This is a genomic window from Schumannella soli (genome assembly GCF_006517435.1).
In the GTDB taxonomy this organism is placed as follows: Bacteria; Actinomycetota; Actinomycetes; order Actinomycetales; family Microbacteriaceae; genus Schumannella; species Schumannella soli.
On the sequence record NZ_VHQG01000005.1, the window covers coordinates 672 to 14,448 of the forward strand.

The following is a 13,777-nucleotide window of genomic DNA, read 5'->3' on the forward strand; positions in this document are numbered from 1 at the left end:
AAGAGACCACAGGAGCACCACATGACCGGCAGCACCCGCTGGCTCCACCGACGCGGCGACCTCGCCCGCGACGGCTGGGAGTCGGTCGTCGACGACACCCTCCCCGGCTGGCAGCACACCGGCCTGCGGATCGGCGTGCTCGACGGCTCCACAGCGCTGGAGCTGCCCGCTGGCGCCCTCGAGCGGATGGTGGTTCCGCTCGAGGGCGCCCTCACCGTCACGCACGACGGCGGTGAGGATGCCGAGGGCCCGACCGGTGCGCAGAGCACCATCGAGCTCGCCCACCGCATCGGCGTCTTCCACGGCCCCGGCGACGTCGTCTACCTCGGCGTCGGCGTGACCGCGACGATCAGCGGCACCGGTCGCGTGGCCGTCGCCGAGGCGCCCGCGACCGAGCAGATCCCGGTGCAGGTCATCCGCGCCGCCGACGTGCCCGTCGAGCAGCGCGGCGCCGGCGCCGCCAGCCGCCAGGTGCACAACTTCGGGGTTCCCGGAGGCCTGCGCGCACAGAAGCTCATCGTGTGCGAGGTGATCACGCCCAGCGAGAACTGGTCGTCGTTCCCCGCGCACAAGCACGACCAGGCGATCCCCGGCGTGGAGTCGCGGCTCGAGGAGATCTACTACTTCGAGTCCGACGTCGCGCGCGGCCTCGCCCGTCCCGAGCAGTCCGATCCCTTCGGCCTGTTCGCGACCTACAGCTCACCCGCTGGTGAGATCGACATCGCCGGACTCGTGCGCACCGGCGATGTCGCCCTCGTCCCCTACGGCTACCACGGCCCCGCCGCCGCAGCCCCGGGCTACGACCTCTACTACTTCAACGTCATGGCCGGCCCCGACCCGGAGCGCGTCTGGAACATCACCGACGACCCGGCGCACGGCTGGATCCGCGGCACCTGGAATGGCCAGGAGCGCGACAGCCGCCTGCCCTACACGAGCGCCCCCGTCGGCGACGAGCCCGGCGCGGCCGACGCGGCCGGCTCCGCCGCCGACGCCAGCACGACCACCACCAGCACCACGGAGAACGGACTCTGATGAGCACGACCCCCGCCCGCGGCGAGACCCGCCGCATGACCGTCAGCCAGGCGCTCCTCGAGTTCCTGGCCAACCAGTGGACCGTCGACGTCGACGCCGACGGCACCGAGATCCGCGAGCGCACCATCCCCGCCGTCTTCGGCATCTTCGGTCACGGCAACGTCGCCGGAATCGGCCAGGCGCTCAAGCAGCTCAACGTCGAGCAGCCCGACCTGCTGCCCTACCTGCAGGCGCGCAACGAGCAGGCCATGGTGCACCAGAGCGTCGGCTACGCCCGCATCCACCGCCGTCGCGGCACCTACGCGAGCGCCGCGAGCGTCGGCCCGGGGGCCGCGAACCTGCTCACCGGCGCGGCCCTCGCCACGACGAACCGGATGCCCGCCCTGCTGCTGCCCAGCGACACCTTCGCGACCCGCGTCGCCGACCCGGTGCTGCAGCAGATCGAGGCGCCGCACGACACGAGCATCACGGTCAACGACGCCTTCCGTCCGCTGTCGCGCTTCTTCGACCGCGTCGACCGCCCCGAGAAGCTGTTCTCGATCGCGCTGCAGGCGATCCGCGTGCTGACCGACCCGGTCGAGACGGGCGCCGTCACGATCGCCCTGCCGGAGGACGTGCAGGCCGAAGAGCTCGACGTGCCCGTCGAGTTCCTGCAGCCGCGCGAGTGGCACATCCGCCGCCCGCTGCCCGAGGCGGGTCCGCTCGCCCGCGCCGTGGCCGCGATCAAGGCCGCGAAGAACCCGATCGTCGTCGCCGGCGGCGGCGTCATCTACTCCGGAGCCGAGCAGGCGCTGCAGGCGCTCGTCGAGGCCACCGGCATCCCCGTCGGCACCTCGCAGGCCGGCGGCGGCGTGCTGAACTGGGATCACCCGCAGTACCTGGGCGGAATCGGCGCGACCGGCACCGCCGTCGCGAACCGCATCGCGGCGACCGCCGACGTCGTGATCGGCATCGGAACGCGCTACAGCGACTTCACCACCGCGAGCCGCACCGTGTTCCAGAACCCCGACGTCGTGTTCGTGAACGTCAACGTCGCGAGCTTCGACGCCTACAAGCACGGCTCGCAGCTGCCCATCATCGCCGACGCCCGCGAGGCGATCCGCGCCCTGCAGACCGAGCTCGCCGACTACACCGTGCCCGCCGAGCTCGCCGAGCGCATCCAGACCGAGAACGCCCAGTGGGATGCGGCCGTCGACGCGGCCTTCCAGCCGAGCGGACTCGACCTGCCCGGCCAGCCCGAGATCATCGGCGCCGTGCAGAAGGCCTCCGACCCGCAGGACGTCATCGTGCAGGCCGCCGGCTCGCTGCCGGGCGACCTGCACAAGCTGTGGCGCGTGCGCGATCCGCTCGGCTACCACGTCGAGTACGCCTTCTCGTGCATGGGCTACGAGATCGCGGGCGGGCTCGGCGTCAAGCGCGGCGCCCTCGCCGCGGGCGAGGATCGCGACGTGATCGTCATGGTCGGCGACGGCTCGTACCTGATGCTGCACACCGAGCTCGTGACCGCGGTCGCCGAGGGCATCAAGATCATCGTCGTGCTCATCCAGAACCACGGCTACGCCTCGATCGGCCACCTCTCGGAGACCGTCGGGTCCGAGCGCTTCGGCACCTGGTACCGCGAGTACGACCCGGCGACGCGCAACTTCCAGGGCGAGCAGATCCTGCCCGTCGACCTGGCGATGAACGCGCGCAGCTACGGCGTCGACACGATCGAGATCGAGCCGGGCGCGGATGCGATCGAGAAGCTCGGCGAGGCCCTCGCCGTCGCCAAGGCGAGCGAGCGCTCGACCTTCATCCACATCAACTCGAACCCGCTCATCTACGCGCCCGACGGCGAGGGCTGGTGGGATGTGCCGGTCGCCGAGGTCTCGACGATCGAGAGCACCCAGCAGGCGCGCGCCGAGTACGTCGAGCAGGTGAAGGCGCAGCGGCCGCTGCTCGGCTGAGTCTCGGGGCCGCCGCGGTCTGATCGCCGCGGCACCGGCACCGGCACCGGCGCCGGCACGGGCGCTGCCGCGGGCGCCGCGGCCGAACCCGGGTGCATCGCGCTTGGCCGCTGCGGGAGGATGTTCCCGTGGCTCTCTTCGGTCGTCGTCGGCGCGTGAACGTCGGGCGGTACGTGGCGCCGGATCCGACCGTGCCCGCCCCGGTCGAGCGCGTCGTCGAGGAGGGCGTGCTCATCATCGAGACCGCGGTGCGCATGTCGGTGAAGAACGCCGTCATCCTCAGTTCGCTGCGCGACCGCCTCGACCTCGACCGCACGTCGCTGCGACGCCACGCGGCCGATGAGCTGCGTGCTGCGGCCGCCCACGAGCTCGAGTCGCTCGAGCGGGTGCGCGCCGCGGCCGCGGCCGCCGCCGGCAAGCCGAAGCCGCGCTACGTCGGCGACGTGAAGGGCGTGGGCGAGCCCATCGACGTCGCTGCTGAGCGGGTGCGTCCCGCTCTCGCGGAGCGGCTGCGCGAACTCGCCGCTGACGAAGCGCACCTGGATGCACTGGTCGAGCGGGCGCGCACCGAGGCCTGGTCGGAGATCGCGGTCTCCTTCGAGCGCCGCGCGCTGGCTCTCACGGACGCTGAGCAGCGCGCCGTCGACGACGGTGCCGGCGCGGCCGGCCGCGACGCGCGCCTCGCCGAGTTCCTCGAGCTCGACCTCGGCCCCGCTCTGCGCGCGGCCGAGGAGCAGGACGAAGAGGAACCGGCCTAGCGGCCACAGCGCCGTCGATGTCGAGCTATCGGTCACGGTGCCCGTCCGTCGACCTACCGGTCACGGTGCTCATCCGTCGACCTACCGGTCGACCAGCGTCACCTCGAAGGAGTAGAGGTCGGGACGGTACGAGTGGTGGCCGAACTCGATCACGCGGGCGTTGTCGTCGTAGGCGGTGCGGTCCATCGTGAGCACAGCCGAGTGCTTCTCGAGCTCGAGCAGCTTCGACTCCTCGTTGGTCGCCGAGCGGGCGCCGATGCGCTGCCGGGCGACGCGGATCGACACCCCGCGCCCGCGCAGCAGCTGGTACATGCCGTGCTCGGTGAGCTGCTCGGCGGTGATGTCGGCGAAGTCCTCGGGCAGGTAGTTCTCGAGCAACGCGAGCGGCACGTCATCGGCGAGCCGCACGCGGCGCACGTGCAGCACATCGGCGCCCTCGGCGATCGCGAGACGCTCGGCGATCGCGGCGTCTGCGGGCACGACCTCGTGCAGCAGCAGCTGGGTGCGCGGAGTGCGTGACGAGGCGGCGAGATCCTCGAACAGGCTCGTCAGCTCGACCTTGCGGGTCACCCCGCCGTGCACGACCTGCGTGCCGATGCCGCGGCGTCGCACCAGCAGCCCCTTGTCGACGAGCTCCTGGATGGCACGCCGAATCGTCGGACGCGACAGCCCCAGACGGCTGGCGAGAGCGATCTCGTTGTCGATGCGGGATCCGGCCGACACGGTGCCGTCGGAGATCGCGCGCTCGATGCGGCTCGCCACCTGGTAGTAGAGGGGCACGGGGCCCGAGCGGTCCATGTCGAGGAACAGGGATGCCGGGAGGGTCGGGTCTGCGTCCATGCAGCGGCCACCTCACCTTCGTCGTGACTTTGTGGGGACATTATCACCTGGCCGCGCGCGGTCCCCGGTGACGCGTCGCGGTGCGGTCAACGGCTCCGCTATTGTCAGCATGTCCTGACATGAGACCCGAAGTCGGAGAGACCATGAGCGTCGACGCCATCACCTTCCGCACCCGCAAGTGGGTGCGACCCGAAGATCTCAACGCCAACGGCACTCTCTTCGGCGGCAGCCTGCTGCGCTGGATCGACGAGGAGGCGACGATCTACGCCATCCTGCAGCTCGGCAACCACCAGGTGGTCACCAAGTACATGTCCGAGATCGAGTTCGTCTCCTCCGCCCGCCAAGGCGACATCATCGAGATGGGCCTGCGGGCGACGGCCTTCGGCCGCACCTCGCTGACGATGCGCGCCGAGGTGCGCAACATGATCACCCATCGCAGCATCCTCACCGTCGACCGTGTCGTCTTCGTCGGCCTCGGCGACGACGGCCGGCCGACGCCGCACGGCTACACCGAGATCACCTTCGACCGCGACCGCATCCCGCCGCAGACGGCCTAGCGGCGGCGGGGGATGCGCCCCGGCGCTCACGCGTCGAACGTCGTCGGCCCGTCGACCACCGGCACGGCCTGCCAGGTGCGGCTCACCGCGGTCGCCTCGGCCGCATCCAGGATCGCCGCCGCCGACCAGCCGTCGGCGACCGACGGGGCCAGCTGACGCTGCTCGGCGATCGACCGCAGGAACAGCTGCGCCTCGATCGTCTTGAGGTCGTCGAAACCCATGCTCGTGCCGGCGCCGGGCTGGAATCGGCTGAACTCGCCCATGCCCGGAGCGGCGTACACGGTGCGGTAGCCACCGGGGCCCTCGGCGAGCTGCAGCTCATTGAGGCGCTGGAAGTCCCAGCGCAGCGACCCGGCCGTACCGTAGACCTCGAGGCGGTACTCGGCGTGCGGCCCGACCGCGATGCGGCTGGTCTCGAGCACGCCGATCGCCCCGTTGTCGAAGCGCGCGAGCGCGGCGGCGTAGTCCTCGTTCTCGACGGGGGCGCGCTCGGCCGAGGCGTCACCGCGGCTGAAGTGGCTCGCGGCGCCGGCCGCCGGCACGGGCCGCTCGGCGATGAAGGTCTCGGTCACGCCGCTGACCTCGGCGATGCGGCCGACGACGTACTGCGCGAGATCAGCGCCGTGGGCGAGCAGGTCGCCGAGCACGCCGCTGCCCGCCTGCGCGCGCTCGAAACGCCAGGTGCGGGCGCCGTCGGGGTCGGAGGAGTAGTCGGCGAGCAGGGCGACGCGCACGTTCGTGATGCGGCCGAGGCGGCCCGAGCGCACGAGCTCGCGGGCGTGGGCGACAGCGGGCGCCTGCCGGTAGTTGAACCCGACCGAGGTGAACACACCGGCCTCGACGGCGCCGCGGGCGATGTCGGCGGCCTCATCCACGGTGCGGCCCATCGGCTTCTCGATCCAGAAGTGCTTGCCGGCCGCGGCTGCGGCGAGCGCGACCTCGCGGTGCAGGAAGTTCGGCGAGCAGATCGACACCGCATCGATGCGCGGATCGGCGAGAACCTCGCGGTAGTCGGCGACCGCCTCCGCGTAGCCCAGCGCGGTGGTCGCGTGCTCGCGCCCGCTCTCGACCGGGTCGGCGGCGCTGACCAGGTCGACGTCGATGCCGAGCTCGGGGTAGTGCCGGGCGACCTCGGTGTAGGCGCGCGAATGCAGGCGGCCCATCCATCCGACCGAGACGAGGCCGATGCCGATGCGGGTGCGTGAGTTCACGTTGTTCCTCCGATAGCAACGGTGATATTCGGGATGCCGGGTGCGAGATGCACGACAGGCGAAGCGCATTCGGGAGCGCGTGGCGGGGCGGGCCGAGAGGTCTCGCGGCGGCTCCGCGTCAGCAGACTACACGCGGTTGACAGTATGTGAGGACAAATGCTTGACAAGCCCCTCTCGCGCAATCCACACTCTCCCCGTATCGACAGCGACGTCGCCCCCGGAGCACCGGCAGCGACTCATCGAGCCCCGCCGTTCCCCTTGGGCGGGATTCCCGAGAGAAGGAATCACACACCATGAAGAAGCTCCTGGCCAGCATCGGCATCGTCGCCGCTGCCGGCATCCTCCTCACCGCGTGCACCGGCACCGGGCAGGAGAACGCCGGGACGGTCGACAAGAAGACCGACCTCACCTACGCCGTCGTCACCCACTCGGGTCCCGGCGACGCCTTCTGGGACCGCGTGAAGTCGGGCGCCGAGCAGGCCGGCAAGGACTACGGCGCGAAGATCAACTACAACTCCGACCCCGACCCGGCCAAGCAGTCGCAGCTGATCGACAACGCGGTCGCGCAGAAGGTCGACGGCATCGTCGTCTCGATGGCGAACCCGGATGGCGTGGAGGCGAGCGTCAAGAAGGCCGTCGCCGCGGGCATCCCCGTCGTCACCATCAACTCCGGCATCGAGCGCTCGAAGGAGTTCGGCGCCATCACGCACGTCGGCCAGAGCGAGACCGTCGCCGGCGAGGAGGTCGGCAAGAAGCTCAAGGAGGAGGGCTGGAAGAACGCCCTCTGCGTGATCCAGGAGGCCGGCAACGTCGGACTCGAGGAGCGCTGCAAGGCGACCGCCTCGACCTTCGGCGGCACCCTCGCGAACCTCCAGGTCGACGGCACGAACGACGCCGATGTGAAGGCGACCATCAAGTCGAAGCTGCAGGCCGACCCGACCATCGACGGCGTGCTCACCCTCGGCGGCCAGTACGCGATCGACGCCGTCGGCGCGGTCGACGAGTCGGGCAGCAAGGCGAAGGTCGCGACCTTCGACCTCTCGGAGGATGTCGTCTCGAACATCGAGAGCGGCAAGATCGTCTTCGCCGTCGACCAGCAGCCCTACGTGCAGGGCTTCCTCGGCGTCACCGCCCTCTACCTGAAGTCGATCAACGGCAACGACATCGGCGGCGGACAGCCGGTCTACTCCGGCCCGGCCTTCGTCACCAAGGAGAACGCCGCGCAGGTCGCGAAGTTCGCCAAGCAGGGAACGCGCTGACGCGTCCCCTCCATCTGATCCGGCCGGCCGCTCACCGGCGGCCGGCCGGATCACCGGAAAGGAAACACCTCTCGTGACCACGACCGACCTCGTCACTGTGGCGAATCGCAGATCCTTGGATCGCAGCCGTCTCAAGCGACTGTTCACCCGACCGGAGATCGGCGCGCTCGTCGCCGCGATCGCCGTTCTCGTCTTCTTCTCCGTCTACACCGGACAGTTCTTCTCGCTGCCGGGCGCGGGCGTCTGGCTCGAGTCGGCGTCGACCTTCGGCATCATGGCGGTCGCCGTCGCGCTGCTCATGATCGGCGGCGAGTTCGACCTCTCCTCCGGTGTCATGACCGGCTTCACGGCCCTCATCGTCGGCGTGCTGACCACGCACTACGGCCTCAACATCTGGGTCGCCGTCGTCATCGCGCTGATCGTCGCCCTCGGCGTCGGAGCCCTCAACGGCTACCTGGTGATGAAGACGGGGCTGCCCAGCTTCATCGTCACCCTCGGCACCTTCTTCGTGCTCGCCGGCATCGACCTGGCACTGACGAAGGTCATCACCGGGCAGGTCTCGATCCAGGGGATGACGCAGGTTCCGCTCTACGACAGCATCCAGCCGGTCTTCGGCTCGTCGGTCGAGATCGGCGGCGGCAACTTCTACGTCTCGGTGCTGTGGTGGGTCGCGGTCACGGTCGTGGCGACCTGGGTGCTGCTGCGCACGCGCGCCGGCAACTGGATCTTCGCGGTCGGCGGCGCTCAGACCGCGGCGCGCCAGATCGGCGTGCCGGTGCTGAAGACCAAGATCGGCCTGTTCATGACGACGGCCGGCGCGGGTTGGCTGGTCGGCATGATCTCGCTGTTCCGCACCTCGACGGTGCAGGCGAACACGGGTGTCGGCCAGGAGTTCATCTACATCATCTGCGCCGTCGTCGGCGGCTGCCTGCTGACCGGCGGGTTCGGCTCGGCGATCGGTGCGGCCCTGGGCGCGTTGATCTACGGCATGACCTTCCAGGGCATCACCTTCGCCCAGTGGGACACGAACTGGCTGCGCACCTTCCTCGGCGCGATGCTGCTGGGGGCCGTGTTCCTCAACCACTGGGTCCGCATCCGAGCCGGGGGAGGTTCCCGATGAGCACCGAAGCTCCCGCGGCTGCGCCGCAGACGCCGACGGCGTCGGCCGTTCCGCTGATCGAGGCGAGGGACATCGGCAAGCGCTACGGATCCGTGCGCGCGCTCGGCGGCGTCTCGACGGTCGTCAAGGCGGGGGAGGTCACCTGTGTGCTCGGCGACAACGGCGCCGGCAAGTCGACGTTCATCAAGATCCTCGCCGGCTCGCACCAGCAGAGCGATGGCGAGCTGCTGATCGACGGCACCCCGACGCATTTCTCGTCGCCGCGTGCGGCGCTGGATGCGGGCATCGCGACCGTCTACCAGGATCTGGCGGTCGTACCGCTGATGCCGGTGTGGCGCAACTTCTTCCTCGGCTCGGAGCCGACGACGGGAGCAGGGCCGTTCCGCAAGCTCGATGTCAAGCAGATGAAGGCGACGACCTTCACCGAGCTCGACAACATGGGCATCCGCCTGCGCGACGTCGACCAGCCGATCGGCACCCTGTCGGGCGGTGAGCGTCAGTGTGTGGCAATCGCCCGCGCCGTGTACTTCGGCGCTCGCGTGCTCATCCTCGACGAGCCGACTGCCGCGCTCGGCGTGAAGCAGTCGGGTGTGGTTCTGCGCTACATCGCCCGGGCGCGCGACCGCGGTCTGGGTGTGGTGTTCATCACGCACAACCCGCACCACGCTTACCCGATCGGCGACCGGTTCATGCTGCTGCAGCGCGGTGAGAGCCTGGGCACGTTCCCGAAGTCGGAGATCTCGCTCGAGGAGCTGACGGGCATGATGGCCGGCGGTGCCGAGCTGGAGACGCTGGCGCACGAGCTGGCCCGGTCGGGCGGCAGCGCGGCGGAGGTCGCGCGCGAGCTGCGGGCCGAGGTGGATGCGCTGCCGACCGACACGGCGTCGGCCCAGTCGCCGGCCGAGTCGCCGGCGGCAGCGGCAGCGTCGGCGGAGCCCGACGCGCGCTGATCCGAGCCGGGTGGCCTGAGCCGGTGAGCATCGGCGGGGAGGCGGACGGCGCGTCCGTTCGGCTCTCCGCCGGTCTCCGGCATCCCCGCGTTCAGCTCAATTTGTTAGAACATACGCACATAAATTGATCCTGTGGAGATCACCATGACCCTCAGCGAGACCGCCGCCGCGGCCGAACTCCTGCCCCTCGCCCGTGCCGCGGCGACCACCCCCACGGCGCTGTGGAACGACTCCGCCGACCCCGACGAACTGCGCCGCTCGATCGGCTTCGGCGCCGTCGGCGCCACCTGCAACCCGGTCATCGCCTACACCGCGATCAGCGCGCACCCCGACGTCTGGGGTCCGCGCCTCACGCAGCTCGCGGCCGAGAACCCCGCCGCCGGCGAGAGCGAGCTCGGCTGGCTCGCCGTCGAATGGCTGTCGAAGGATGCGGCCGAGCTGCTGTTGCCCGCCTTCGAGGCCAGCGGCGGCCGCAACGGCCGGCTCTCGGTGCAGACCGACCCGCGCCTCCACCGCGACGCGAAGGCCCTCGCCGACCAGGCCGTGCACTTCTCGCAGCTCGCGCCGAACATCATCGTCAAGATCCCGGCGACCGAGATCGGCATCCAGGCCATCGAAGACGCCGCCTACCGCGGTGTCAGCATCAACGCCACCGTCTCGTTCACCGTGCCGCAGGCCGTCGCCGTCGGCGAGGCGCTCGAGCGCGCCCTCGACCGCCGCGCCGCGGACGGCCTGGAGGAGAAGGAGTTCGGCCACGTCGTCACGATCATGGGCGGCCGCCTCGACGACTGGCTCAAGTACACGGTGCAGCGCGACCGCATCCTCATCGACCCCGGCCACCTCGAGTGGGCTGGCGTCGCCGCGCTGAAGAACGCGTACCGCATCTTCCGCGAGCGCGGCTTCCGCTCGCGCATCCTCTCGGCCGCGTTCCGCAACCACCTGCAGTGGTCGGAGCTCGTCGGCGGCGACCTCGTCGTCTCGCCGCCCTTCGACTGGCAGGTGCGCATCAACGAGAACCCGCTCAGCGCCGAGTCGCGCATCGACGTGCCCGTCGACCCCGCGATCATCGAGGAGCTGATCGAACGCGTGCCCGACTTCCGCCGCGCCTACGAGCCCGACGGCCTCGCACCCGCCGAGTTCGCCAGCTTCGGGGCCTCGGCGCGCACACTGCGCCAGTTCCTCGACGCCGATGCCAAGCTCGACGCGCTGGTGCGCGACGTGCTCGTGCCCGAGCCGCGCTGATCCGCGGCGCCCCGCCGACATCTCCTGACCCCGCACTCAGCAGAAGGAACACCATGACCACCGCCCCCGTCCGCTTCGGACTCATCGGAACCGGCCGCATCGGCCAGGTGCACGCCGCCAGCATCGCCGCGTCGGCGAACGCCGAGCTCACCTGGATCGCCGACCCGATCGTCGCCGGCGCCGAGGCCGTCTCCGCTCGCTTCGGCGGTCGCGTGACGACCGACGCCGGCGAGGTCATCGCCTCGGGCGAGGTGGATGCGCTGCTCATCGCCTCGCCGACGCCCACCCACGTCGACCTCATCGCCGCGGCCGTCGCCGCCGGAATCCCCGCCCTGTGCGAGAAGCCGATCGACCTCGACATCGCCCGCGTCGAGGCGCTGCGCCCCACCGTCGCAGCGGCGGGCGTGCCGGTCGCGCTCGGCTTCAACCGCCGCTTCGACCCCGCCTTCGCCTCGGTGCGCGCCCGCGTCGCCGCGGGCGAGATCGGCGAGCTCGAGCAGCTGTCGATCATCAGCCGCGACCCCTCGGCCCCGCCGGCCGCCTACGTCGCCGTGTCGGGCGGCATCTTCCGCGACATGACGATCCACGACTTCGACATGGCCCGCTTCTTCCTGCCCGACATCGTCGAGGTCAGCGCCGTGGGCGCGACCCTCTTCGATGACGGGGCCCGCGAGCACGGCGACTTCGACACCGCCGTCGTCACGCTGCGCGCCGCCAGCGGCGCCGTCGTGTCGATCAGCAACTCGCGTCACTCGGCCGTCGGCTACGACCAGCGCCTCGAGGCTTTCGGCGCGCGCGGCTTCCTGCAGGTCGCCAACGCCCCCAGCAGCCTGGTCAGCTTCTCGGGCGCCGAGATCGTCGAGGCGAAGCCGCCGTACGAGAACTTCTTCCTCGAGCGCTACTCGGCCGCCTACGCCGCCGAGCTCGAGGAGTTCGTCAAGCTCGTGCGTGGCGAGGCCTCCACCAGCCCCACCTTCGACGACGGCCGTGCCGCCCTGCTGCTGGCGGATGCCGCCCAGCGCTCGGCGACCGAGGGCGTCGCCGTCGCGGTCGACCTGGGCTGAGCGCCGTGAGCTACCGTCTGGCCGCGTCGGCCGAGATGCTGTTCCTCGAGCTGCCGTTCGAGGAGCGCGTTCGGCGCATCCACGATCGCGGCTTCGAGGTCGAGATCTGGGACTGGAGCACGAAAGACCTGCCCGCGCTCGCGAAGACCGGGGCGACGTTCTCGTCGATGACCGGATATCTGCGCGGCGACCTGCTCACCGACGACGGCATCGCCGACCTGCTGGCCACGGCCGCCGAGTCGCTGCAGCAGGCCGAGATCATCGACGCGCCGCGCCTGAACCTGCACGGCACCGGGCTCGACGGCGACGGCCAGGCGATCATCCCGAAGGAGGCCGTGAGCGGTGCGGACTGGCTGCGCGCCGCCGACACCCTCAGTCGGGTCGCCGAGCTGGGCGAGACGGCCGGGCGCGTGTTCACGCTCGAGAACCTCAACCTGCCGGTCGACCACCCGGGCGTGCCGTTCGCGCTCGCCGCCGACACGATCGCCCTGGTCGAGGCCGTCGACAGCCCCGCGCTGCGACTCAACCTCGACCTGTACCACGCGCAGATCGGCGAGGGGAACCTCATCGAGCTCGTGCGCCGCGCCTTCGGGTCGATCGGCGAGATCCAGGTGGCGGATGTGCCCGGCCGCCAGGAACCCGGTACCGGCGAGATCCGCTACGAGGCCATCGCCGCCGAGCTCACCCGGCTCGGCTACGACGGCGTCGTCGGGCTCGAGGGATGGGCGAGCGGCGACAGCGATGTCGCGCTCGACTCGTTCCGGGCCGCGTTCGCCGGCTGACGCCCGCCGGCTGACGTCCCGCCGCATCCACCACCCCTTCAGCACCTCTTTCGAAAGTCAGGACCACCCGATGACGGATGCCCTCACCGCCCGTGTCGCCGGAGCCCCCGTGAGCTTCGGCGTCTTCGAGATGACCCCGGAGGGCGCCGACACGGTGACCGCCGACCAGCTCGTCGACACGCTCGCCGAGACCGGGTACACCGGTGTCGACCTCGGCCCGATCGGCTACCTCGGACGCGGCGCCGAACTGCGTTCGCGCCTCGAGCGCGGTGGGCTCGAGCTCGCGGGCGGATGGGTGCAGCTGCCGTTCAGCGACGACGAGGCCTTCGCGGCGTCGCTGCCCCAGCTCGACGACGCGCTGCGCGTGTTCGCCGAGGCGGCGGAGACGGGACCCGAGCGGCTGCCGCTGCCGACGCTCGCCGACGACGGCTCCGCTCCGCGCCGGCAGGCGCCGGGTCGCGGCGCCGAAGTCGACCCGCTCGCCGACGAGGCCTGGGCGCGACTGACGGGCAACGCGCAGATCGCCGCCGACCGGGTGCGGGCGGCGGGATTCGAGCCGACCTTCCACCACCACGCTGGCACCTTCGTCGAAGACCCGGCCGAGATCGACCGCTTCCTCGCCGCTGTCGACATCGACCTGACCCTCGACTCCGGCCACCTGCTCATCGGCGGCGGCAACCCGGTCGCGGCGGTCGAGCGCTGGGGCGACCGCATCAACCACCTGCACCTCAAAGACGTCGACCGCGCCGAGCTCGCGCGCGTGCTCGCGGCGGGCGGCGGCATGCGCGAGGTGTGGTCGTCGACATCGTTCGTCGCGTTCGGCGAGGGCGACATCGACCTGGCGGCGATCCTGGATGCGGTGCGCGAGCGCGGCTTCGACGGCTGGATCGTCGTCGAGCAGGATGTGCTGAACGGCCCGGGCGTGTCGATCACCGACTTCCTGGCCCAGCGCAGCCGCGACCAGGTCGTCAACCGGCAGGCGCTGCGCGCCTGGGTCTGATCCGGCGCAGGTCGGC

13 protein-coding genes are annotated in these 13,777 nt (G+C 71.0%); 11 read left to right on the plus strand and 2 right to left on the minus strand.

Translation table 11 applies throughout. The features are described 5' to 3' along the window. The first annotated feature begins 21 nt into the window (after nt 1-21). The 3 genes from iolB (at nt 22) to FJ657_RS15120 (ending at nt 3,736) form a co-directional block, all read left to right on the plus strand. Nucleotides 22-1,032, plus strand: a complete 1,011-nt coding sequence (gene iolB / locus FJ657_RS15110; RefSeq protein WP_141164563.1) for a 5-deoxy-glucuronate isomerase — start codon at nt 22-24, stop codon at nt 1,030-1,032. Beyond that, the gene (gene iolD / locus FJ657_RS15115) at nt 1,032-2,978 is read left to right on the plus strand and encodes a 3D-(3,5/4)-trihydroxycyclohexane-1,2-dione acylhydrolase (decyclizing) (RefSeq protein ID WP_141164564.1); all 1,947 of its coding nucleotides are present in this window, start codon (nt 1,032-1,034) and stop codon (nt 2,976-2,978) included. The genes iolB and iolD overlap by 1 nt, the downstream gene beginning before the upstream one ends. Nucleotides 2,979-3,106: 128 nt before the next feature. Next, a complete protein-coding gene (locus FJ657_RS15120; RefSeq protein ID WP_141164565.1) occupies nt 3,107-3,736 on the plus strand; it encodes a hypothetical protein in 630 nt (209 codons plus the stop codon). 81 nt (nt 3,737-3,817) lie between these two features. On the opposite strand, the gene FJ657_RS15125 is transcribed toward FJ657_RS15120, so the two are convergent. Further along, nucleotides 3,818-4,576: a GntR family transcriptional regulator gene (locus FJ657_RS15125; RefSeq protein ID WP_141164566.1), complete on the minus strand. Its 759-nt coding sequence runs from the start codon at nt 4,574-4,576 to the stop codon at nt 3,818-3,820. 143 nt (nt 4,577-4,719) lie between these two features. Between FJ657_RS15125 and FJ657_RS15130 the strand changes: the two genes are divergently transcribed. Then, a complete protein-coding gene (locus FJ657_RS15130) occupies nt 4,720-5,133 on the plus strand; it encodes an acyl-CoA thioesterase (protein WP_141164567.1) in 414 nt (137 codons plus the stop codon). Nucleotides 5,134-5,159: 26 nt separating this feature from the next. Here FJ657_RS15130 and FJ657_RS15135 read toward each other — a convergent pair whose 3' ends face one another. After that, nucleotides 5,160-6,344, minus strand: coding sequence for a Gfo/Idh/MocA family protein (locus FJ657_RS15135; protein WP_141164568.1), 1,185 nt, complete (start codon nt 6,342-6,344; stop codon nt 5,160-5,162). A 293-nt stretch (nt 6,345-6,637) separates the two neighbouring features. Here FJ657_RS15135 and FJ657_RS15140 point away from each other — a divergent pair, with 293 nt between their 5' ends. The 7 genes from FJ657_RS15140 (at nt 6,638) to FJ657_RS15170 (ending at nt 13,761) form a co-directional block, all read left to right on the plus strand. Beyond that, nucleotides 6,638-7,603: a sugar ABC transporter substrate-binding protein gene (locus FJ657_RS15140; protein WP_141164569.1), complete on the plus strand. Its 966-nt coding sequence runs from the start codon at nt 6,638-6,640 to the stop codon at nt 7,601-7,603. Between the two features lie 73 nt (nt 7,604-7,676). Further along, on the plus strand, nt 7,677-8,723 hold the full coding sequence (locus tag FJ657_RS15145; protein ID WP_141164570.1) for an ABC transporter permease: 1,047 nt from the start codon (nt 7,677-7,679) through the stop codon (nt 8,721-8,723). Beyond that, the gene (locus FJ657_RS15150) at nt 8,720-9,673 is read left to right on the plus strand and encodes an ATP-binding cassette domain-containing protein (RefSeq protein ID WP_141164571.1); all 954 of its coding nucleotides are present in this window, start codon (nt 8,720-8,722) and stop codon (nt 9,671-9,673) included. Before FJ657_RS15145 ends, FJ657_RS15150 begins: the two co-directional genes overlap by 4 nt. A gap of 132 nt (nt 9,674-9,805) precedes the next feature. Next, nucleotides 9,806-10,915: a transaldolase family protein gene (locus FJ657_RS15155; RefSeq protein ID WP_369407412.1), complete on the plus strand. Its 1,110-nt coding sequence runs from the start codon at nt 9,806-9,808 to the stop codon at nt 10,913-10,915. Nucleotides 10,916-10,968: 53 nt separating this feature from the next. Continuing rightward, complete coding sequence (gene iolG / locus FJ657_RS15160; protein ID WP_141164572.1) at nt 10,969-11,979, plus strand: inositol 2-dehydrogenase; 1,011 nt, start codon at nt 10,969-10,971, stop codon at nt 11,977-11,979. Between the two features lie 35 nt (nt 11,980-12,014). Beyond that, nucleotides 12,015-12,761, plus strand: coding sequence for a TIM barrel protein (locus tag FJ657_RS15165; RefSeq protein WP_141164861.1), 747 nt, complete (start codon nt 12,015-12,017; stop codon nt 12,759-12,761). A gap of 70 nt (nt 12,762-12,831) precedes the next feature. Then, entirely contained in the window at nt 12,832-13,761 is a 930-nt protein-coding gene (locus FJ657_RS15170) for a sugar phosphate isomerase/epimerase family protein (RefSeq protein WP_141164573.1), read from the plus strand. Nucleotides 13,762-13,777: the final 16 nt, after the last annotated feature.

Coding starts and splice junctions, on each gene's coding strand:
- iolB (WP_141164563.1), top strand. CDS start 22: ATGACCGGCAGCACCCGCTGGCTCCACCGACGCGGCGACCTCGCCCGC.
- FJ657_RS15125 (WP_141164566.1), bottom strand. CDS start 4,576: ATGGACGCAGACCCGACCCTCCCGGCATCCCTGTTCCTCGACATGGAC.
- FJ657_RS15170 (WP_141164573.1), top strand. CDS start 12,832: ATGACGGATGCCCTCACCGCCCGTGTCGCCGGAGCCCCCGTGAGCTTC.
- FJ657_RS15130 (WP_141164567.1), top strand. CDS start 4,720: ATGAGCGTCGACGCCATCACCTTCCGCACCCGCAAGTGGGTGCGACCC.
- iolD (WP_141164564.1), top strand. CDS start 1,032: ATGAGCACGACCCCCGCCCGCGGCGAGACCCGCCGCATGACCGTCAGC.
- FJ657_RS15150 (WP_141164571.1), top strand. CDS start 8,720: ATGAGCACCGAAGCTCCCGCGGCTGCGCCGCAGACGCCGACGGCGTCG.
- FJ657_RS15165 (WP_141164861.1), top strand. CDS start 12,015: ATGCTGTTCCTCGAGCTGCCGTTCGAGGAGCGCGTTCGGCGCATCCAC.
- iolG (WP_141164572.1), top strand. CDS start 10,969: ATGACCACCGCCCCCGTCCGCTTCGGACTCATCGGAACCGGCCGCATC.
- FJ657_RS15140 (WP_141164569.1), top strand. CDS start 6,638: ATGAAGAAGCTCCTGGCCAGCATCGGCATCGTCGCCGCTGCCGGCATC.